Source organism: Granulicella sp. WH15, from assembly GCF_009914315.1.
In the GTDB taxonomy this organism is placed as follows: Bacteria; Acidobacteriota; Terriglobia; order Terriglobales; family Acidobacteriaceae; genus Edaphobacter.
This window is the reverse complement of the sequence record NZ_CP042596.1, coordinates 1252806-1274277: the sequence shown is the minus strand read 5'-3', so window position 1 is coordinate 1274277 and position 21472 is coordinate 1252806. Positions and strand designations below refer to the sequence as shown.

Below are 21472 nucleotides of genomic sequence, written 5' to 3'. Positions count from 1 at the left end.
ATGTTGCAGTCCATCATCGCGGGCGCGCTGCGGCAACGCCTCATCCTCGTCGTGGTAGCGCTGGTGCTCGTCGGCTTCGGCCTCAACGCCGCACAACACCTCTCGGTCGATGCCTTTCCCGACGTCGCCAACGTCCAGATCCAGATAGCCACAGAGGCCTCCGGCAAATCCCCCGAAGAGGTCGAACGCTTCGTCACCATTCCGATTGAGATAGCAATGACGGGCCTCCCCGGCATGACGGACATGCGTTCTCTCAACAAGCCGGGACTCTCGCTCATCACGCTCGTCTTCGCCGACGGCAACAATCTCTACCTCGAGCGCCAGATGGTCTCCGAGCGCCTCTCCGAACTGCGCGACCGCATGCCCGAAGGCGTAAGCCCCGTGCTCGGCCCCATCACCAACGCGCTGGGCGAGGTCTATCAGTACACGCTCGAGCTGCCGAACGACGGCAATCACGCACTCACGCGCGAAGAGCTGATCGAGCGCCGCACCCTCCAAGACTGGGTCGTACGCCCCCTGCTGCGCTCCATCCCCGGAGTCGCCGAGATCAACTCCACCGGCGGCTACGTCAAGGAGTACGACGCCCGCGTCGATCCCCAAAAGCTGCACTACTACAACCTGACGATCATGGACGTACGCAACGCGTTGGCGCGCAACAACGCCAACGCAGGCGGAGGCATCCTGCCCCAACACGCGGAGCAATATCTCGTCCGCTCCGTGGGCCTCGTTCGCGATCTAGACGACATTCGCAACATCGTCCTGAAAGAAACCGGCGGCACTCCCATCTGCATCCGCGATGTGGCTGAGGTTCTCATCGACGCCGAAGTCCGCTACGGAGCCATGATCAAGAACGGCAACACCGAAGCCGTAGGCGGCGTCGTCCTGATGACCAGCGGAGGCAACGCCAAAGAGATCGTCGGCCGCGTCAAAGAGCGCGTCGCCGAGATCAACGCTAAGCACATGATCCCCGGCGGCCTTGAGATCAAGCCTTACTACGACCGCTCACAGCTCGTCGACGCCGCCATCCACACCGTAACCGAGGTGCTCGGCGAAGGCGTCATCTTCGTCGTCATCGTCCTGGTGCTCTTTCTCGGAGATATCCGCTCGAGCCTCATCGTCAGCGCAACCCTGATCGTCACACCGCTGCTGACCTTCCTCATCATGAACCAGATCGGCCTCTCCGCAAACCTGATGTCTCTGGGCGGCCTGGCCATCGCCATCGGCCTGATGGTCGATGGATCCGTCGTAGTAGTAGAAAACGTCTTCACAAAATTAAGCCACGCCAACCATCTCAATCACGGCAAAACCACCACAGCCCAAAAGCTCTCCATCGTCCTCTCAGCAGTTACAGATGTAGCCACGCCCGTCCTCTTCGGCGTCACCATCATCATCCTCGTCTTCCTCCCGCTCATGACGCTCGAAGGCATGGAGGGCAAGATGTTCGCACCCCTCGCCTATACCATCGCCATCGCGCTTGGCATCTCGCTCATCCTCTCGCTCACGCTCTCGCCCGTACTGTCGTCTTACCTGCTCAAGGGCGGCTCCGAAGCTGACACCTTCGTCGTCCGCACCCTGCGCAGGCCCTACAACGCCATGCTGCACTGGGCGCTCAATCATCGCCGGAGCATGGTGCTCGCCGTGCTCTCCCTCTTCATCGCCGCTCTCTGCCTCTTCCCACTCCTCGGCACGGCCTTCATCCCCGAGATGCAGGAGGGCACCCTCTCCCCCAACGCCGACCGCGTCCCCAACATCTCCCTCGACGAGTCCCTGAAGATGGAGATGGCCATGCAGAAGAGCATGTTGCAGGTACCCGGCGTAGAGAACGTCGTCTCCCGCGTAGGCCGCGGCGAATCCCCCGCCGACCCTGCCGGTCCCAACGAAGCCGATGTGCTCGCATCTCTAACACCGTTCGACAAACGCCCCCACGGCATGACGCAGGACAAGATCGCCGAGCAGATGCGCCAGAGCCTCGTCTCCATCCCCGGCATCAACCTCGTCATGTCGCAGCCCATCAGCGACCGCGTCGACGAGATGGTCTCCGGCGTTCGTGCCGATGTGGCCGTCATGCTCTACGGCGACGACCTCGATCTATTAGTCGAGAAGGCCAATGAAATCGCCAAGGTAGCAAGCAGCATTTCGGGCACACAAGACACCCGCGTCGACCGCGTCGGTGGCCAGCAGTACCTGACCATCGACATCGATCGCGATCAGGTCGCACGCTACGGCATCAACGCCGCCGACGTCAACGACATGATCGAGACAGCCATCGCGGGCAAATCCGCCACGGAGATCTACGAGGGCGAACGCCGCTTCCAGGCAGTCGTGCGTCTCCCGCAATCGCTGCGGGACAGCGTCGAAGACATCCGTGAGCTACTCATCAGCTCTCCCGATGGCCCTCGCGTTCCGCTGAAGGACCTGGCCCGCGTAAAAGTTGTAGAAGGCCCAGCCCTCATCAATCGCAGCATGGGCAAGCGCCGCATCGTAGTCGGCGTCAACGTGCAGGGCCGCGACCTCGGCGGCTTCGTCACTGAGCTGCAAGATAAGGTCAGCAAGCAAGTCGCTATCCCGCCCGGCTACTTCATCGAGTGGGGCGGCCAGTTCCACAACATGGAGCGCGCGCTCCACCATCTGCTCATCATCGTGCCCATCACCATCGCCGCCATCTTCTTCCTGCTCTTCGTCCTCTTCGGCTCCCTGCGCTTCGCCGCCCTCATCATCACGGTGCTGCCGCTTGCCTCCATCGGCGGCGTCATCGCGCTCTTCCTCTCGGGCGAGTACCTCTCCGTGCCCGCCTCCGTAGGCTTCATCGCACTCTGGGGCATCGCTGTGCTGAACGGCGTCGTGCTGGTCTCCTACATCCGCAAGCTGCGCGAGGAGGGCATGTCGCAGGATGAGGCCGTCCGTACAGGAGCGCGTCTCCGCTTCCGGCCCGTGATGATGACCGCAACCGTCGCGGCCTTCGGGCTAGTGCCGTTTCTCTTTGCAACCGGCCCCGGCTCGGAGATCCAGCGTCCACTCGCAATCGTCGTGATCGGCGGCCTGGTCAGCTCAACAGCACTCACGCTCTTACTCGTTCCAGCCGTCTACGCCTTCTTCGAGGGCAAAGGCCCTGTAACCGCAAGCACCGCGACACCCGACGATGGAGCTGTCATCTAACAACAAAGACGGCCCGCGATAAGCAGGCCGTCCTTGTTTACAGCGTATGCAGCGAATAACTAGTAAAGAACCTTCAAGCCGAACTGAATAATACGCGGCTCGAAGGTGCTGCTGATAATGCCACCCGTGCTTGCAGTGCTGCCGTTCGTACCGCCGATCGTGCTCGGCAGATACAGGTTGGTGTGGTTCAGCAGGTTGTAGAACTCCGTGCGGAACTCGACCTTCAGGCCCTCGACCGGCGTGGAGAACTTCTTATTGAGAGCAAGGTCCGTCTGGTAGAACGGCGTATTGCGCAGCGGGTTACGCGCCGCGTTGCCGAAGGGGCTGGCAGGCACTCCACCCGCCACATTGCCGACCGTGGTCGCGGGCAGGCTGAAAGCCGCCGGGTTCACATACTGAATGAATCCGCTGCTGGCGATCTGTGTATTCAGAATCTGCTTCACGCCGGGGTTCACGTTCGGCCGATACTCGTTGGCTCCGCGATACGTCGCGGAGATCTGCTGCGATACCTGGTTCGCCGCCGCAGGTCCATAGGTCAGGTTGAAGGGCGTACCCGACTGCATGGTGTTGATGATGCTCACCTGCCAGCCCCCAATGACGCCATCGACCAGTGCGTTCGAGCTGCTGGCAAAGTGACGTCCACGCCCCACAGGCAGCTCATAGACGAGGCTGGTCACATCGGCAAGCGGCAGGTTGTAGTCCGACTGCCCATAATCCGCGCTCAGGTTATTCGCATCCTGCGGCGAAGGCGTGCTGGCCTCGAGCGAAGCAGTTGCATTATCGAGAGCATGAGACCAGGTGAAGGAGTTCAACAGCGTCAGCCCCTGCACAAAGCGCTGCTCATACTTCACCTGCAACGAGTTGTAGTTCGAGTAAAACTCGTTGACGGCAGCCGTAATGTCCGAAGGCCAGTTGGCAAAGGGGCGCTTGAAGCCAAGCGACGGATTCTTCTGGTTGGCATTGAGGAATCCCTGTAGCTTCAAGCCGTGGTTGCCGACGTAAGCCACATCGAGTTGCGTGTTCTTCCACAGCTCGCGCTGCACGCTCAGGAAGTAGCTCTCGACATAGCTGTCCCGCGTGTCCTTGGGCACGTAGGTGATGTTATCGGTCGCCGAGTTGAAGGTCGTCACCAGAGCCGAGGGAAAGCCCTGGGACATCGTGGCATAGCAAATCGGAGTCGAGGTGCCGACCGCGATGATCTGGGCGGGAAGCGAGGGGCAGTGGTTCCCGGTCGTCGGCGTAGACTGGTTGACCGAGGCGAACTGCGCCTGCGGAGCGTTGATCGCGAGAATATCTCCTGAGCCCGCGCGTGTGTAGTGCACGTAGCTCATGCCGAAGCCGCCGCGGATGACCGTGCTCGGCGTAGCCGCATAAGCAAAGCCCACGCGCGGAGCAAAGTCGTTCAGATCAGGATTCATCAGCGTATGACCATACACACCGCTACCGGAGAAAGGCGTAATACCACTTCCCGACACCGCGCCCGGCGACGTCGTCAACACCGTCTGCGTGTCGGGATCGAAGTTCGAGATGTAGTTATTCTGCTCCGAGTAGGGCGAGCCGTACTCCCAGCGCAGACCAAGGTTCAGCGTCAGCTTCGGGCTGACCTTCCAGTCATCCTGCGCATAGGCGCTGTCCATCGTCTGCCGCAGGTGAACCACAAAGTAGTTCGCGAGCTGGTAGTTGCTGGAGAGACCGAAGAGGAAGTCCGCCCAGTAGTTATCCGAGACCGCCTTGGTGTTGCAGTTGGAAGACGTATCCGTCGCCGGGCAAAGGCTATAACCACCGCTGAAGGTATACCCACCATAGAGCGGATTGTTGTCGTTCACCGCCATCCAGATGTGCTCGTACTCGTAGCCGAACTTCATCGAATGATGACCCTTGACCCAGGTAAAGTTGATCTTCGGATCGAGCAGTGCGGGGTTCTGCCACTGCGGGTTCGTGCTCTGCCGCCCGAAGGCCGTAAAGTTGCCCGAGGGGAAGTTGATCGAGGGCAGACCACCCGCGACAATCGGGTTCGTCGGCAGTCCTGGAATGCTGATGGAGTTATCACCGATCGAGAGCGAGAACTTACCCGCCTTGGTGCGCGAGAGTCCCACGCGCGCATCGAGCACCTTGTTCGATCCCATCAGGTGCGTGTACCCCAGCGCCACCTGCTGATCGAGAATGCGGCTCGTACCGTTGCCCTGCCCATCGAGCGGCAGCGGCAGCGCGGCATAGTTCACGCCAGTCTCCTTGCGGTCGCTGATGCGCAGGAACCACGCGTTGCTGGCGTTCTGCTGATAGTCCAGCCGCAGGTCGCCCTTGTCGGAGTTATCGGTAAACGGCACCTGCACCGGCAGGTCGTTCGAGGCCAGTCCAGTCCCTGTCACACCCTTCGTCGGCAGCCCAGGCACCTTATTCTGAAAGACTCCGACCACCTGCGCGGCAACCCGGTCCATATCCGCCGTCGGAATCGAAGTACCAGCCGCATACAGCTTGCCGGTCAGCGGGTTCCGCACATCTACCGCCAGCTTGCCCTGCAACTCATAGAGCGTAGGCGCCGTCAACACGCTCAGCGGCGTCAGCGTCTGGCGGAAACCCTCGTAGTCGAGGAAGAAGAAGAGCTTGTCCTTGATGATGGGCCCGCCGAAGTTCATACCGAACTGGTTGCGGTTGAACTTAGGCTTCTGGAATGGAATGACGGTGCCCGTACCGCCAATGGTCGTGGGCTTGAAGAATCCCGCCGCGTTCAGGTCGGTATTGCGGATGAACTCATACAGCGCGCCGTGAAAGCGGTTCGTACCGCTCAGCGACGCCACGTTGATCGTGGCACCCGAAGACCGTCCATACTCCGCGCTCTCGTTGTTCGTCACCACCTGGAACTGCGAGACCGAGTCCGGCGGCACCGCGATGATCTGGTTATCGAATCCCTGGTTGCTCTCGCCGTAGGCGTTGTTATCCAGACCATCCAGCAGAAAGTTGTTGAACATGCTGCGCTGGCCGTTGATGTTATAAGCACCAGCGCGCACCAGCGAGTTGATCGAGCTGGTCGTCGCCGCCGAAGGAGCCTGCCGCGAACCGGCCACAAGGCCCAGCAGGTCGGAGTAGTTGCGGCTCACCAACGGCAACGCCGCGCTCTGGTAGTTCGTAATCGTCTGCCCGCGCTCGCTGGTCTCAGTCTCGAGCTGCAACGCCACGTCCGACACCTCAACCGAAGCCGTAGCCGAACCCACCCGCACCGTCAGATCGATATGCTGGCGTCCGCCGACGGAGACCGTAATATTCTCCGCCACCGCATCCGAAAATCCTGTGGCGCTGGCCGCAATCTTATAGACACCGGCCCGCAGGCTCGGCACCTCGTAGTCGCCGGAGCCGTTCGTCTTCGTCTGCGAGGTAATCGAAGTCGCATTGTTGGTAATCGTCACCGACGCTCCCGCGATCGGAGCGCCGCTCGCATCGCGGATCGTGCCGACAAGGCTTCCATTGTCATACTGGGCACGCAGCGAAGCACAGAACACCAATAGGACGAAGATGGCCAACGACCTGGCTGCTAGGGATACCTGAGTTATACGCATGGGATCAAGCTACGTTCGACTACGTTTACATTCGATCAACGGATGATGAACGCAGCGTATAAATCGATTGGTGCCAGCATCTTACTCAGGTTCACGAGGCTGTAATCCTCCCCCGTGATACTCTCCTCATGCTCAAGAGACTGCTTGCCCTGATGGTGATTGGCGTCATGCCTTCCTACGCCCAGACCTACGCCCAGACGATCCTCGTTCACGCCCACCGCGGCGGCCGCGCAGCCCGTCCGGAGAACACGATCCCCTCCTTCCAGAACGGAATCCGCGTCGGCGCCGACGTGCTCGAGCTCGACCTCGCCGTAACCAAGGACAACGTTCTGGTGGTCTCGCACTCCCCCTACCTGACCCAGCCCGCCTCCGAAGACCCGCGCATGGCCGCTGCCGTCGCCAACGAGCGCCGCTGCGACGGACCGGCCCTGCCCCCCGGCACCGCCATCCACTCCCTGACGCTGGCCCAGCTCAAGCAGTACGACTGCGGCTCACACCAGTTGCCCGCCTTCCCCGCCCAGCAGACCGTCCCCCATACCACCATCCCCACCTTTGAAGAGGTGCTGGACCTGGCTCCGCAGGGTAGCTTCCAGTTCAACGTGGAGACCAAGATCTTCCCGACCCACCCCGAGCTGACGCCCTCGCCCGAGGTCTTCGTCAAGATGATCGACGACATCGTCCGCCGCCGTCACCTGCAATCGCGGATCATCCTGCAGAGCTTCGACTTCCGCACGCTCCACGCCATGCGCGCCATCGACCCGCAGATTCGCCTCTCGGCCCTCTTCGGCCGCGCCCAGTATGACAGCTTCATGGGCATCACCGACGGCGACAAGGGCTTCGCCCACATCGCCAGGATCACTGGCGCGGAGATCCTGAGCCCCGACGACAGCCTTGTAACACCGGAAGAGGTAGCGCAGGCCCACAAGATCGGCGTCCAGGTAGCGCCCTACACGATCAACACCCCCGAAGGCTGGCGCAGGATGGCCGACGCCCACGTAGACGCCATCATCACTGACGACCCGGCCGGTCTGCTCTCCTGGCTCCGTTCGCAGCACCCTCCCCTGCACCCCTAGTCAATTTTCCTCAAAGCTACCCCATTCATGCGCAGCCTCATCACGCATGAATGGGGTGCCACATCATCCCCAGCCACGACCAGCCTTTGCTGTTGCCAGTTTTCATGGTTGTCATTCAGGAGCGAAGCGGAGGAATCTGCTTCCGCCCTTGTCGTTGTCGTTGCTCTTGCTCTTGCTCTTGCTCTTGCTCTTGCTCTTGCTCTTGCTCTTGCTCTTGCTCTTGCTCTTGCTCTTGCTCTTGCTCTTGCTTCGAGCGCTGAAGGCGCGCTCTATACCAGCCTAGGGCGAAGCCCTAGGTAATCGAACGAGGCGACGGAAAAGGGCTGAAGGCCCGACCTATCCCTGCCACAAACTTGTCCACCGAACCCTACTCATTCCGCCCCCAAAGCATCAATCGGCGTAAGCTGCGAGGCCTGTAACGCCGGATAGTACCCAAAGAAGATCCCAATCGCCGCCGATATCCCAAACGACAACAAAATCGCCGCTCCGGATATCTTCGTCGACCACTGCACCGCCCGCGTCAGATACACCGAAGCCGCACACCCCAGCGCAATCCCAATCATCCCGCCCACAAGGCTCAGCGTCATAGCCTCCAGCAAAAACTGCGCCAGCACATCCTCGGCTTTGGCCCCCACGGCGCGCCTGATTCCAATCTCCCGCGTCCTCTGCGTCACCGAGAGCAGCATAATGTTCATCACCCCAATGCCCCCCACCACCAGCGACACCGCCGCAATACTGGTCAGCAGCGCCGTCATCGTCGACGACGCCTCATCCAGCGTCTTACCCAACTGGTCGAGCGTCACCCGCTCCAAACCGTTCACATTCCCCGTCACCACGCTCACCATATTCGGCTTCACCCCCAGCGACAGCGCCTTACGCGCCTCGCTCACGACGATGAAGTCGTCCGCCATCTCCTCACCAATCCCATGCCTCCGCCTTAGCGTCTGCTGAACCAACTTCAGCACCCTGGTCACATCGCCGCTCGAGGCCGTCGTCACCGAGATCGTGCTCAGATAAGGCCTCTGCAACATCCTCTGCAACGTAGTCACCGGCACATAGACCGCATCGAACTGGTCATCCCCCTCCGCCGGAACCATCATCCAGCTTCCACTGCTGATCACCCCCACCACCTTGAAGCTCTCGCCCTTGATCGTCACACGCTTACCCACCGGGTCGTCCAGCCCAAAGAGCTGCTCGCTCGCATAAGCCCCCAGCACCACCACGTTCTCGCCTTTTTCTTCCTCCGCCTTCGTAAAAAACCGCCCAAAGGGAAACCGCCACGCCCGCCGAATCCGCTCCTCCATCACGTCGTCCCCGTGCAGCGCGGCAAAGTGCTTCGTCTCCCCATTCGCAACCATCGTCGAATCCCGCACTCCCGACGAGACATACTGCACGCCTCGAATCCTGCGCAGCATCTCCGCATCCGCCAGCGTCAGCGTATGCGCCGCCCCCCTGCCGGGCATCAGGTCGCCCGGCCGCTGATACCCCCGCTTATGCTTGAAGTCCTCATTCGGGTCCTCGGCGACCCCATCCGACTGCACCCTCACCAAGGCAGGCCGATCCACCACCGGGTCATAGGCAGCCGGAACAACACCCCCATCTGCCCCATCCCCCATGTCCTCCTTGGTCTCAAAGTTCCCGGCGTGGATCACCAGCAGGTTCATCCCCGCAGCCAGCACCTGGTCGTGGATCGCCGCCTGCGCCCCCGTGCCCACCGAGATCATAGTCAGCACCGTAGCCACGCCGATCGTCATGCCGACCATCGTCAGCGCCGTCTGCAGCTTATTCTTCTTCAGCGCCGAGAGCGCGATCTTCCACGACTGTCCCACCTGCATTGCGGGTTCTCCAGTGCTGAAAATGTGATGTGCAGATGCGCAGATTGTATTCCATAACGCTCATGACCTCACTACCGTATTACGATCCGTATAACATTCAGCCAGTCTTAAGCTGAATCTGATGAAATCTTTCCTATGCGCGTACTGCTTGTAGAAGACGAGTTGAGACTGGCCGAGAACGTAGCCCATGCGCTGCGAGAAGGCCCCGGCTTTGCCGTCGACCACGCCGAAGACGGCCGCACCGCGCTCGATCTGGCTGGCAACCTCTGCTACGACCTCATCATCCTCGATTTAATGCTTCCCTTGGTTGATGGAGCCACCATCCTCCGCCGCCTGCGCTCCCGCGGCAACCACATCTCCGTCCTCGTCCTCACCGCCCGCAGCGAGCGCGAATCCATCATCCAGCTCCTCAACGATGGCGCCGACGACTACCTCAGCAAACCCTTCGACCTCGGCGAGCTGATCGCCCGCGCCAAGGCCCTCATCCGCCGCGGCAAAGGCGTCGCCACCCCCACCCTCCAGCTCGGCGACCTGACCCTGAACACCGCCGAGCAGACCATCCTCCGCGCCGGACGCCCCATCCTGCTCTCCCCCATGGAGTACCGCATCCTCGAGTACCTCATGCACCGCCCGCGCATCGTCGTCTCCAAGCGCGAGCTACTCGAGCACATGTACGACTACAACTGGGAGCACCACTCCAACGTCATCGAGGCCCACGTCTCCAACCTCCGGCGCAAGCTCGACGAGGGAGTCAAGCACTCCAGCATCGAGAACCTGCGCGGCCGCGGCTACCGCCTCGTCATCGACAAGCCAATCGTCGACGAGGACCCGGATCTGTGAAGCCCTACTCCCTCACCCGCCGCCTCATCATCGCCGTCTTGCTGGTCGAGCTATGCTCCGCCCTGGCATTAGTCGCCATCGCGGGCATCTACGAGGGCGTCTCCGACTTCCACGCCTTCGACGTCATGCTGCGCGGCCGCGCCGACTCCCTGCTGGGGGCCGTGCAGGACGCCGACGATGTCTCCGACAACGTCATGCTCGACGGCACTCAGAACTTCGCCCCGCACCGCGACATCTATATCGTCCGCGACGAGTTCGGTCGCGTGCTCGGCGTCCACAACTGGCCCGACGCCGAACAGGTCCTCAACAGCACCCTCGCCAGCAAAGACACTCGCGAGATCCGCGACCTCCGCGTCCACGACAAGAACTACCGCATCATCTTCAAACAAGGCGTGCGCATCGTCGATCCCGGCGAAAAGGGCGGCGGCCATCCTCACCACATCACCATCCTCTACGGCACGCCCACGCACCCTGTCTGGGAGCTGATCGGCCGCGCCGTCGGCTTCTACTCCCTCACCAGCCTGTTGCTCATGCTCGTCTCCGGCCTCCTGATGTTCTACGTGCTGCGCCGCGGCCTCGCCCCGCTGCATGAGCTGGCCGCCCAGGCCTCGCAGGTCTCGGTCAACTCCTGGACCTTCGACCACGCCAGCCCCGCGCGCAACGTCAGCGAGCTGGCGCCGCTGGTCAACGCGCTCGAAGCCGCCCTCAGCGGCATCGAGCGTGCCTTCGCCCAGCAGAGGCAGTTCGTCAGCGACGCCGCCCACGAGCTGAAGACCGCCGTAGCCGTCCTCAAGTCCTCGCTCCAGCTCCTCACCATGCGCAGCCGTTCCGTCGCGGAGTACGAGGAGGGCCTCGAACGCATCCAGATCGACTGCGAACGTATGGAGTACCTCGTAGCCAGCATGCTCACATTAGCTGGCCTCGAAGGCCGCGAACTCGAAGGCCAGCAGCAGGCCCCAGCAGCCCCCGAACCTGTCGATCTGGTCAGCGTCCTACACGACGTCACCGAGCATTTCCGCACGCTGGCCAAGGTCTCGCACATCGCCCTCAGCATCCACGCCACCCAGCCGGTCTTCGCCGCCATCGACCCCGAGCGCCTGCACCTGCTCTGCTCCAACCTCATCCACAACGCGCTGCAACACAGCCCGCACGACAGCGAGATCCGCGCCATCGTCGACACTCACGACAACATCGCCGAGCTACGCATCGAAGACGACGGCGAGGGCATCGCCCCCGAGATCCTCCCCCACGTCTTCGACCGCTTCTATCGCGGCGACGCCTCCCGCAGCCGCCGCACCGGCGGCACCGGCCTCGGCCTCTCCATCGTCAAGGCCATCGTGCAGCGCTTTCACGGCGAGATCTGCCTCGAGAGCAAACCCGGCGCAGGCACCACCGCCATCGTCACGCTGCCACTCGCGTCGGCCCCACTTGAGACCGAATACGCCACAAAAACCCTGCATTCTTAAGGCTCGGTTAAGCTGCTCCTGCGATAGTAACGATCATGCGCAGTCAACCATGCGCCACGGAGCCTCAGTTCATGTCGAAAGTCCGCTCTCTCCTCATTGCCCTCTGCATCGGCGCTCCGCTCGCCGCCTCCAGCGCCCTCGCGCAGAAGCCCTTCCAGGTCGAGCAGCGCTGGGTCATCGGCGGCGACGGCGGCTGGGACTACCTCACCGTAGACTCCAGCGCGCACCGCCTCTACATCGCCCACCAGACCAAGGTCGATGTAGTCGACACCACCACCGGCAAAGCCATCGGCTCCATCGACGGCCTCACCCGCTGCCACGGCATCGTCATCCTGCCCGACGGCAAGACCGGCTTCATCTCCGACGGCGGAGCGAACAACGTAGTCGTCTTCGACACCACCAGCCTGGCCACACTCGCCAAGATCCCCGCAGGCACCAACCCCGACGGCATGGTCCTCGAGCGCTCCACGGGCACCCTCTGGGCCTTCAATGGCACCAGCCACAACGCGACGGTCATCGACGTAAACCAGCGCAAGGCTATTGGCCTCGTAGCCCTTCCCGGCAAACCCGAGTTTCCCGTCACCGACGACAAGGGCACCGTCTTCGTCAACATTGAGGATAAGAACTCCGTAGTCCGCCTCGACGCGAAGGCCCAGAAGGTCACCGCCACCTGGCCGCTCGCTGGTTGCGAATCGCCCTCCGGCCAGTCCTTCGACCGCGCCGCCGGACGCCTCTTCGCCGTGTGCGACGGCAACAAGATGGCCGTCACCGACATCCACACCGGCAAGTCTCTCGCCACCCCCACCATCGGCGCAGACCCCGACGCCACCAGCTTCGATCCCAAGTCCAAACTGGTCTTCTCCTCAAACGGCGACGGCACCATGACCGTCATCGACACCGCCAAACCCGGCTTCCCCGTGGTGCAGAACCTCACCACCATGAAGGGCGCGCGCACCATGACCTTCGACGCCGCCACCGGCAAGCTCTACACCGTCACCGCGAAGTTCTCCCCCAACCCCGCACCGGCCACACCCGGCCACAAGTCGCGCCCAATCCCGTCCCGGCACCTTCACCGTCCTGGTCGTCGGCCGCTAGGGTACTTCATACCGTTCTCGTTGCGGTATGGGCAGGATGATCTTCTGAGTGCCTCCCGTTGGTCGGCAGCGAGCATATTCGAAACCGGATACCCTGCCCATGCGCAGCTTTATCGCACATGGGCAGGGTAGAACCAGCATCAATGCTCACAAACACGCAGCCGTGACCGCCCGGCAAAACAACATCTTTATTCTCTAAAGAACTTCTATGAAGCTACTTCCCCAACTCGCAATCCTCACCACGGTATCGCTGGCCTCTTCCGCTCTGGCCCAGACCACACCACCACAGACAGGCCCGTCCCAAACCAGCTCTCTCACTTCGGCCACCAGCTCCGCGCCCGACATCACGCTCGACCAAGCCCTCGCACTGGCCCGCGCCAACGAGCCCGGCTTCGCCGCCGCACTCGCCGCCAGCAAATCCGCTCAGCTCGATCGCTCCATCGCCCGCTCGGCCCTGCTGCCGTCGGTTGTGTATCACAATCAGTATCTTTTTACCCAGGCCAACGGCGCGACCAACCAGGCTGGCTCCACGGGCAGCCAGTCCGCTCCACGCTTCATCGCCAACAACACCGTCCACGAGTACGTCAGCCAGGCCCAGGTCAACGAGACCATCGGCCTCGCCCAGGTCAACGCCGTCTCCCGCGCCGACGCGGCCAACGCCGTCGCCGCCGCCGAGCTGGAGATCAGCCGCCGCGGCCTCACCGCCACCGTCATCGGCCTCTTCTACGCCTCCACCACCGCCCAGGGCAAGGTCACCATCGAGACCCGCGCCGCCGCCGAGGCCGCCGATTTCTCGAAGCAGACCCGCCAGCGCGAAGACGCCCGCGAGTCCGCCCACGCCGACGTCATCAAGGCCGACCTGACCTTGCAGCAGCGCCAGCGCGACCTCTCCGACGCCCAACTGCAAGCCCAAAAATCCCGCCTCGACCTGGCCGTCCTGCTCTTCCCCGACCCGCGCTCGCCCTACACCGTCGAGCTGCCCGCGCCCAAGCCGTTAGCCTCCCGCGCCGACGTCGAGACCGCCGCCTCCGCCAACAACCCCGAGCTGCGCAGCGCCCTGGCCAGTCTCCACGCCGCCGATCTCGGCATCACCGCCGCCCGCGCCGCCTACCTGCCCGACCTCGCGCTCAACTATAGCTACGGTATCGACGCCGCGCAGTTCGCCGCCAACGGCCCCGAGGGCGTCCGCAACCTCGGCTACTCCGCCTCGGCCACGCTCGACGTCCCCGTCTGGGACTGGTTCGCCACCCAGCACCGCGTCAAGCAGGCCCACATCCTGCGCGACGCCGCCAAGGTCGTCCTCACCAACATCCAGCGCAAGCTCATCGCCGACCTCGAAGAGTTCTACAACGAGGCCGCCCTGGCCCACGACCAGCTCGACTCCCTCGGCCTCAGCGTCGCCACCGCGCGCGAGAGCCTGCGCCTCACCCGCCTGCGCTACACCGCTGGCGAGGCCACAGTCCTCGAGGTCGTCGACGCCCAAAGCTCCCTCACCGCCGCCGAGCTTGCGGCCCAGGACGGCACCGTCCGCTACCAGCTCGCGCTGGCCAACCTCCAGATCCTGACGGGAACCTTCTAGCCCATGAAAAACCTCTCCCTCCCACTTCTCTCGATCGGCCTCCTCCTGACCGGCTGCAAGCAGGCAGCCGACGACACCGCCAAGCCCGAAGCCATCGTGCAGGCCGAGCACCCCACCTCCGGCACCATCACCGAGGAGATCACCGGCGACGCCACCCTGGCCCCCGTCGCCCAGGCGGCCATCGTACCCAAGATCACCGCGCCCATCAAGAAACTCTACGTCCAGCGCGGAGCCCACGTCTCCGCGGGCCAGCTCGTAGCCGTGCTCGAGAACAGCGACCTCGCCGCCGCCGCCATCGACAACGGCGGAGCCTACGACGCGGCCAAGGCCACCTACAACGCCGCCACGCTCTCCACCGTGCCCGAGGACCAGACCCGCGCCCGCCTCGACCTCAGCCAGGCCAAGGCCACGCTCGACCTCCAGAACAGCATCCTGGCCAGCCGCCAGCAGCTCTTCTCTCAGGGAGCCATCCCCGGCCGCGACCTCGACACCGCCCGTACCACGGCGGTTCAGGCCCAGGCCGCCTACGACATCGCCAAGCAGCGTTTTGACGCACTCGCCAAAGTAGGCACCACCTCCTCGCTCGAGACCGCCAAGGGCCAGCTCGCCTCCGCCAAGGGCAAGTACCTCGGCGCCGAAGCCCAGCTCAGCTACACCAACATCCGCACCCCCATCTCCGGCGTCGTCACCGACCGTCCCCTCTTCGCGGGCGAGACCGCCGCGCCCGGCGCGCCCATCCTCACCATCATGGACACCTCCACCCTGCTCGCCAAGCTGCACCTCTCGCAGGCCCAGGCGCAGCGGCTCGAGGTCGGCTCGCCCGCCACCCTCACCGTGCCCGGCCTCGACAAGCCCGTCGAAGCCAAGGTCTCCCTCATCAGCCCCGCGCTCGACCCCGGCAGCACCACGGTCGAGGTCTGGCTAAGCGTCCCCAACAAGGACGGCAGGCTCAAGGCCGGAACCCCGCTCCACGCCACGCTCGAGGGCCTCACCATCCCGAAGGCCATGCTCATCCCCACCGACGCCGTGCAGCGCTCCACCGAAGCCCCCGGCAAGTTCGTCCTGGTCATCGCCTCCGACGGCACCGCCAAGAAGCGCCCCGTCACCGTCGGCATCCAGACCGAGGAGACCACCCAGATCGTCGACGGCCTCAAGCCCGACGACAACGTCATCATCGGCGGCGGCTACGGCCTCGACGACGGCACCAAGGTCAAGATCGGCCCCGCCGAGGCTAAGGAAGACGATCCGGCGGACAAAAAAGAAGGGGGCAAGTAATGAGCGCCCTCACGCCCGCTGAAGACAAAAACTTCTGGCTCACCCGGGCCGCCAAGCCCATCTTTTTCTTCCTCGCCATCCTTACCCTGACAGGCATCTATGCCGCCTTCCAGGTGCCCATCTCCGTCTTCCCCGACACCAACTTCCCCCGCGTCGTCATCGGCATCGACAACGGCGTCATGCCCGTCGAGCAGATGCAGGTCCTGCTCACCAAGCCCATCGAAGACGCCGTCAACAGCGTCCCCGGCCTGCTGACCGTGCGCTCCACCACCAGCCGCGGCTCGGCCGAGATCAGCCTCTTCTTCGACTGGAACGTGGACATGTTCCGCACCCTCCAGCTCACCGACGCCGCGCTCTCGAAGATCTCCTCCGAGCTGCCCTCCACGGCGAAGATCACCACCAACCGCCTCACCTTCGCCACCTTCCCCATCGTCGGCTACGCCCTCACCGCCGACGACCGAGGCCCCCAAACCATCTCCCAGACCGCCCTCTGGCAGCTCGCCACCTACAACCTCAAACCGCCCCTGAACCGCGTCAACGGCGTCAGCACCGTCATCGTGCAGGGCGGGCAGGTGCCCGAGTTCCACATCGTCCCTGACCCCGCGCGCCTCCAGGCCACGGGCGTCACCCTGCTCGACATCGTCAACGCCGTCCAAGCCTCCAACATCATCGACTCGCCCGGCCTCTACCAGGCCGACCACCAGCTCATCCTCGGCCTCGTCGGAGCGCAGGCCAAGGACGTCGAATCGCTCTCCCAGCTCGTCGTCAAGACCACCCCCGGCGGCTCGCCCGTCCGCATCTCCGACGTCGGCACCATCGGCCCCGCAGCCCTCCCCATCTACACCATGGTCGACGCCGACGGCAAACCCTCCGTCCTCCTCAACATCGCGCGTCAGCCCTCCAGCAACACCGTCTCCGTGGCCACGGCCGTCGCCGCCGAGGTAGATCGGCTCCGCAAGACCCTACCCCCCGGCGTCCACCTCACTCCCTTCTACGACCAGTCCGAGCTGGTCCGCGCCAGCATCTCCAGCGTCCGCGACGCCATCCTCATCGGCCTCGTGCTGGCCTGCCTGATCCTCTTCCTCTTCCTGCGCGACTGGACCTCCTCGCTCGTCGCGGGCCTGGTCATCCCGGTCACCGTCGCAATCACCATCCTCTTCCTCTGGGCCATCGGCCAGAGCTTCAACCTGATGACCCTCGGCGGCCTCGCCGCGGCCATCGGCCTGGTCATCGACGACGCCATCGTGGTCGTCGAGAATGTCGTCGTCCACCGCGACGCGGGCCAGTCCCGCGCCGACGCCGTCCGCCTCGCCCTGCGCGAGATCACCACCCCGCTCATCGGCTCGACCATCACCCCGGTCGTGGTCTTCCTGCCGCTGGTCGCGGTCTCGGGCGTCACCGGCAGCTTCTTCCGCGCGCTGGCCATCACCATGACGGCGGCGCTGCTCACCTCGCTGCTGCTCGCCCTCACCTTCACGCCCGCCCTCTCGCTCTCACTCCTGCGCAAGCACGACGGCGAAGCCCCTCGACACCACGACGACAACGGCCCCATCATGAGCCGCGTCCACGCCGTCCACACCAAGGCGCTCAACTGGACCCTTACCCGCTCCTGGGCGCTCGTCGCCATCGCCGCCGTCCTCATCGTCGCGGGCTACTTCGCCTACAACGGCCTCGGCTCCAACCTGCTGCCCGAGATGGACGAGGGCGCCTTCATCCTCGACTACACCATGCCCGCGGGCAGCTCGCTCGAGACCACGAACCGCGTCCTCACCCACGTCGAAAAGATCCTCCACGACACGCCCGAGGTCTCGATCACCAGCCGCCGGACTGGCCTTCAATTGGGGCTTGCAGCAGTTACAGAGGCTAATTACGGCGACATCTCCGTCCGCCTGAAACCCAACCGCGACCGTGCCATCGACGAGGTCATCGCCGACGTCCGCGCCAAGGTCAACAAGGCCGAACCCGCGCTCGACGTCGAGTTCACCCAGGTCCTCGAAGACATGATCGGCGACCTATCCAACTCGCCCGAGCCCATCCAGATCAAGCTCTTCTCCACCGACGCCAACCTCATCCACACCCTCGCGCCCAGGGTGCAGGCCGCCATCGCCTCCATCCCCGGCATCGTGGACACCCAGAACGGCGTCGACAACACCCTCTCCGGCCCGGCCACCAACTTCACCGTCGACCCCGCCGTCGCCAGCCGCCTTGGCTTCACCCCGCAGGAGATCGCCGAGGACGCCACCAGCCTGCTCGACGGTCTGCTCGCCACCACCCCCGTCATCGTCGATGGCCGCCCCTACACCGTGCGCGTCCGCATGTCCGACGAGCACCGCGCCTCGCTCTCGGCCATCTCCAACACCGTCTTCAACTCCGCCTCCGGCCACACCGCCACACTCGGCGCGCTGGCCCAGATCACCGAACTACCTCCCCAGAACGAGATCCGCCGCGAGAACCTCCAGCAAGTGGTTCTCGTCAGCGGCCGTCTCGAGGGCACCAACCTCGGTGGAGCCATGACGCAGGTCAAGCAGGCCGTCGCCAACCTCAACCTGCCCGCGTCTGTTCGGGTCGAGTACGGCGGCACCTATCAGGAACAGCAGAAGTCCTTCGCCGACCTCGCCCGCGTCCTCCTGCTCGCGCTGGCCCTCGTCTTCGGCGTCCTGCTGGCCGAGTTTCGCAACTTCTCCGCCCCCATCGCCATCCTCACCAGCTCCGTCCTGTCCATCGCGGGTGTCGTCTTCGCCCTGCTCATCACCCGCACGGACTTCAACGTGGCCAGCTTCATGGGCCTCATCATGGTAATCGGCATCGTCGCCAAGAACGGCATCCTGCTGCTCGATGCCGACGAGCGCGCCCGCGCCGAGGGAGCCAGCGCGCTCGACGCCATGATCCACGCCGCCCAGCGCCGCCTGCGCCCCATCATCATGACAGCGGTAGCGGCAATGTGCGGCATGTTGCCGCTGGCCTTTGCCTTCGGAGCCGGCTCTCAGATGCTGCAACCGCTGGCCATCTCGGTCATCGGCGGACTGGTCATCTCGGTCGGCCTCAGCCTCATCGTCACCCCGGCCATGTACTACCGGCTAACTTCTAAAAGTCACTCAACGCAGCCGTCCGCTTGATCTTGTTCGGGGCCACGCACTGGTAGAGATAGCTTCCATCTCCCCAGATGGCCCCGACCACCTGCTTGCCCGCGTGGTCCTTCGGGCAGTCGGCGGTGGAAGACTTCGGCGTATACATCGGCGTAGCCACCGCCGTCGCCGTCACCGGAGCATCGAACCCAAACCCGGCAGGCGTCTGCCGCTCAGTGGACGCCGTCCCGCCGCCCGAGACCTTCCTCAGATACTCGTCCGTGTATGGAGTCCAGTTGTCTCTCAGCTCGCCCTTGTAGCCCTTATAAAGATTCGGCGAGTAGCTGAAGATCTCATCTTTGCACTCGTAATACGATGTCGGCGGGCAGCCGAAGTAGACACCTACGCTCCCCGACGGATACGGCGCAAACTGCGACTGAAACAAGTTTTCATATACTCCCTTGGCGGTGAGGAAGTTGGGCGGATACGCCGTGCCTCCCAACCCCACATAGTTCGTATTTGGAGACATGTTGACACCCGTATAAGCCGCCAGGCTATTGAGGCTGATCCCGCTAACGCCCCGTACCCCCTTCCCCATCATTCCAATCACGACTCCGGCAGAAAAGTAGTTAACCGAATACGGGTTATAGATATGCCCAATGGCCTGGAGGGGATGAACGCCCTCCGCATAGTCATGCGGAATATGACCCATCGATCCAATCTTGTTCAGCAGCTGATTTGCCTCGAGCGTCAGCGTCCCGTCCACTACATGCTGCGGGTCCGTGTTCAGCAGCTCCGTGTTCCGCACATCGACGATCTCCGCCGCACGATGCAGCGTCGCCGTGCCGTTGCCATAGGGCGTCGTGCCGACCGATATATGCAGCGGCACGTTATCTGTATCGCCATCGTGCGCCGGGTTCCCGGTACAGGTCGCCGTCCCCGGCTTCACATAAAGAAAGTCCTTGCACAGCCCGTTGAAGGACGCCGTGTGCGCGCCCGAGATCGTGACCACCGGCTGGTTCATCAGCGCGGGGTTCTGCTTCATCACCCCATCGTCCACCGGAATCGTGATCGTGCCATGCTGGTTCGTAATCGCGCCTCCCCGCGGATTCACCACCGTGGCTCCCAGGATCAGATTCCCCCGGTATATCTCCGGCAAGCCTCTGCCACGATCGAATTGGGTCACCATCAGCGTCTTCGTATCCGTGGCCGCAATCACATCGAAGGGAAAATCAAAGGTGTGGCCACCCTTCTGGTCGGAGGCGATATGGTTCGCGTCAAAGTCGATCATGCTGCAGGCCGCTCCGCCCTGCGAGACCCACGATCCCTTCACATGCGAGTGGCGCAGGGCGGCCGTCAGGTGCGTGCCATGCGGTCCGGTCGCCTCGGTCACCAGCGCCTGCTCGTGAAAGGAGCCGCCAAAGCACAGAGTATCGCCGGGATGAGCGGTAAATCCCCCACCCAGCAGGGTCACGTCAAAGGTGGCGCTGGTCGTCCCACCGGCCTCAACCACCTGCGGCACTGCAACCGAATCATTCAATGTTCCCCAGCCGGTCGAGACCAGCTCGGCGGGCAGAGCATGATCCGGATCGAGACTCATCGGGACCGGAATATCGTAGGCCTTGGAGCGGGCGATCCCGGCCACCACCACCGACGCCAGCGGAGCATCTTCCACCCACGTGCGCCCGACGCCCTGGTTGCCGGGATCCTGCCCCTTTTTCTCATCCGCAAAGGTCTTGATCATCGTCGCCCCCGGCCTCACCCCGGCTGGTCCCGTCACCGTTCCGGCATATTGCGGCTCGCCTTCTCCCGCGTGCAGCGCCAGCCCCTCACACCCCTCATCGGCCCCTGCGCGCAACCCCCCATAGCAGTAGTTGTAGATGTACTCCCCGGCCTTATCCCCGATGCCACGGCTCTCCAACCTGATCCCAAGTCCCTGGTTGATCCCGGACCCGAAGTAATCCCCTTGCAGATCCTCGATGTTCGCAGTAGTCCAGCCTCCGGCTCCCGCGGAGGGGACCCCGAGCGACCAGCCGGGACTCGTCATCTGCAGATGAGTCGTCCGCGCGCCCACATGATAGCCCCCCCAGCCACCGGCCTTGGTCGGCTGCGCTCCCAGAGGATTGTCGAACAACACATTCAGAAAATCGACCGATTGCCATGTCAGCGGAGGATTGTGTACAGTCCGTCGGTTCGAACCGCCGCGCAGGTCGATCAGGGCCGTCAAATCGGTCTTCGGCACCGGCAGCTCTTCCACACCGTGGTAGTTCTGGTCGACCTCCACCGTGCATCCCCCGACCGAAGGACACGAGGCCAGCGCCCTTGCGATACCGTCATTGGCGCTCGGCGAAGACTGCATCGCCGAAGCAATCTTTACTCCAGACGCCTGCGGAGCCTGGGCATAACCGGCTGCACACACACCACCCAGAGCAACTACAACGGCTCCACGCACCACGATGAACAAGCTGTTTCCACGCATAGGGTCTCCCGGCGATCACTCCCCGTCTGCAAGAACGATCACCCTTCCATTCTTGC

At 63.5% G+C, this 21472-nt stretch carries 11 protein-coding genes; 8 read left to right on the top strand and 3 right to left on the bottom strand.

The window, feature by feature from the left end:
- Complete coding sequence (locus FTO74_RS05515; RefSeq protein ID WP_162537245.1) at window positions 1–3156, top strand: CusA/CzcA family heavy metal efflux RND transporter; 3156 nt, start codon at window positions 1–3, stop codon at window positions 3154–3156.
- A gap of 59 nt (window positions 3157–3215) precedes the next feature.
- Here FTO74_RS05515 and FTO74_RS05510 read toward each other — a convergent pair whose 3' ends face one another.
- On the bottom strand, window positions 3216–6710 hold the full coding sequence (locus tag FTO74_RS05510) for a TonB-dependent receptor (protein WP_162537244.1): 3495 nt from the start codon (window positions 6708–6710) through the stop codon (window positions 3216–3218).
- Between the two features lie 128 nt (window positions 6711–6838).
- On the opposite strand from FTO74_RS05510, the gene FTO74_RS05505 reads away from it, so the two are divergent.
- Entirely contained in the window at window positions 6839–7783 is a 945-nt protein-coding gene (locus FTO74_RS05505) for a glycerophosphodiester phosphodiesterase family protein (RefSeq protein ID WP_162537243.1), read from the top strand.
- 371 nt (window positions 7784–8154) lie between these two features.
- On the opposite strand, the gene FTO74_RS05500 is transcribed toward FTO74_RS05505, so the two are convergent.
- Window positions 8155–9618 (bottom strand): ABC transporter permease, encoded by a 1464-nt coding sequence (locus FTO74_RS05500; RefSeq protein ID WP_162537242.1) that lies wholly within the window; start codon window positions 9616–9618, stop codon window positions 8155–8157.
- Window positions 9619–9753: 135 nt separating this feature from the next.
- On the opposite strand from FTO74_RS05500, the gene FTO74_RS05495 reads away from it, so the two are divergent.
- The 6 genes from FTO74_RS05495 to FTO74_RS05470 all read left to right on the top strand — a co-directional run bounded on the left by FTO74_RS05495 (window position 9754) and on the right by FTO74_RS05470 (window position 18988).
- The gene (locus FTO74_RS05495) at window positions 9754–10458 is read left to right on the top strand and encodes a response regulator transcription factor (protein ID WP_162537241.1); all 705 of its coding nucleotides are present in this window, start codon (window positions 9754–9756) and stop codon (window positions 10456–10458) included.
- Window positions 10455–11924, top strand: a complete 1470-nt coding sequence (locus FTO74_RS05490; protein ID WP_162537240.1) for a HAMP domain-containing sensor histidine kinase — start codon at window positions 10455–10457, stop codon at window positions 11922–11924. Before FTO74_RS05495 ends, FTO74_RS05490 begins: the two co-directional genes overlap by 4 nt.
- A gap of 71 nt (window positions 11925–11995) precedes the next feature.
- Entirely contained in the window at window positions 11996–13150 is a 1155-nt protein-coding gene (locus FTO74_RS05485) for a YncE family protein (protein WP_255462519.1), read from the top strand.
- Between the two features lie 76 nt (window positions 13151–13226).
- On the top strand, window positions 13227–14597 hold the full coding sequence (locus FTO74_RS05480; RefSeq protein WP_162537239.1) for a TolC family protein: 1371 nt from the start codon (window positions 13227–13229) through the stop codon (window positions 14595–14597).
- Window positions 14598–14600: 3 nt separating this feature from the next.
- Window positions 14601–15872, top strand: a complete 1272-nt coding sequence (locus FTO74_RS05475; protein ID WP_162537238.1) for an efflux RND transporter periplasmic adaptor subunit — start codon at window positions 14601–14603, stop codon at window positions 15870–15872.
- The gene (locus FTO74_RS05470) at window positions 15872–18988 is read left to right on the top strand and encodes an efflux RND transporter permease subunit (RefSeq protein ID WP_162537237.1); all 3117 of its coding nucleotides are present in this window, start codon (window positions 15872–15874) and stop codon (window positions 18986–18988) included. The genes FTO74_RS05475 and FTO74_RS05470 overlap by 1 nt, the downstream gene beginning before the upstream one ends.
- Here the strand turns inward: FTO74_RS05470 and FTO74_RS05465 are convergent.
- Window positions 18957–21416, bottom strand: a complete 2460-nt coding sequence (locus FTO74_RS05465) for a hypothetical protein (RefSeq protein WP_162537236.1) — start codon at window positions 21414–21416, stop codon at window positions 18957–18959. The two genes, FTO74_RS05470 and FTO74_RS05465, sit on opposite strands and share 32 nt — an antisense overlap.
- Window positions 21417–21472: the final 56 nt, after the last annotated feature.

What these genes read in the sequence shown, in the direction of transcription:
- FTO74_RS05495 (WP_162537241.1), top strand. Translation starts at nt 9,754, where the DNA reads ATGCGCGTACTGCTTGTAGAAGACGAGTTGAGACTGGCCGAGAACGTA.
- FTO74_RS05485 (WP_255462519.1), top strand. Translation starts at nt 11,996, where the DNA reads ATGTCGAAAGTCCGCTCTCTCCTCATTGCCCTCTGCATCGGCGCTCCG.
- FTO74_RS05465 (WP_162537236.1), bottom strand. Translation starts at nt 21,416, where the DNA reads ATGCGTGGAAACAGCTTGTTCATCGTGGTGCGTGGAGCCGTTGTAGTT.
- FTO74_RS05475 (WP_162537238.1), top strand. Translation starts at nt 14,601, where the DNA reads ATGAAAAACCTCTCCCTCCCACTTCTCTCGATCGGCCTCCTCCTGACC.
- FTO74_RS05515 (WP_162537245.1), top strand. Translation starts at nt 1, where the DNA reads ATGTTGCAGTCCATCATCGCGGGCGCGCTGCGGCAACGCCTCATCCTC.
- FTO74_RS05470 (WP_162537237.1), top strand. Translation starts at nt 15,872, where the DNA reads ATGAGCGCCCTCACGCCCGCTGAAGACAAAAACTTCTGGCTCACCCGG.
- FTO74_RS05500 (WP_162537242.1), bottom strand. Translation starts at nt 9,618, where the DNA reads ATGCAGGTGGGACAGTCGTGGAAGATCGCGCTCTCGGCGCTGAAGAAG.
- FTO74_RS05480 (WP_162537239.1), top strand. Translation starts at nt 13,227, where the DNA reads ATGAAGCTACTTCCCCAACTCGCAATCCTCACCACGGTATCGCTGGCC.
- FTO74_RS05505 (WP_162537243.1), top strand. Translation starts at nt 6,839, where the DNA reads ATGCTCAAGAGACTGCTTGCCCTGATGGTGATTGGCGTCATGCCTTCC.
- FTO74_RS05510 (WP_162537244.1), bottom strand. Translation starts at nt 6,710, where the DNA reads ATGCGTATAACTCAGGTATCCCTAGCAGCCAGGTCGTTGGCCATCTTC.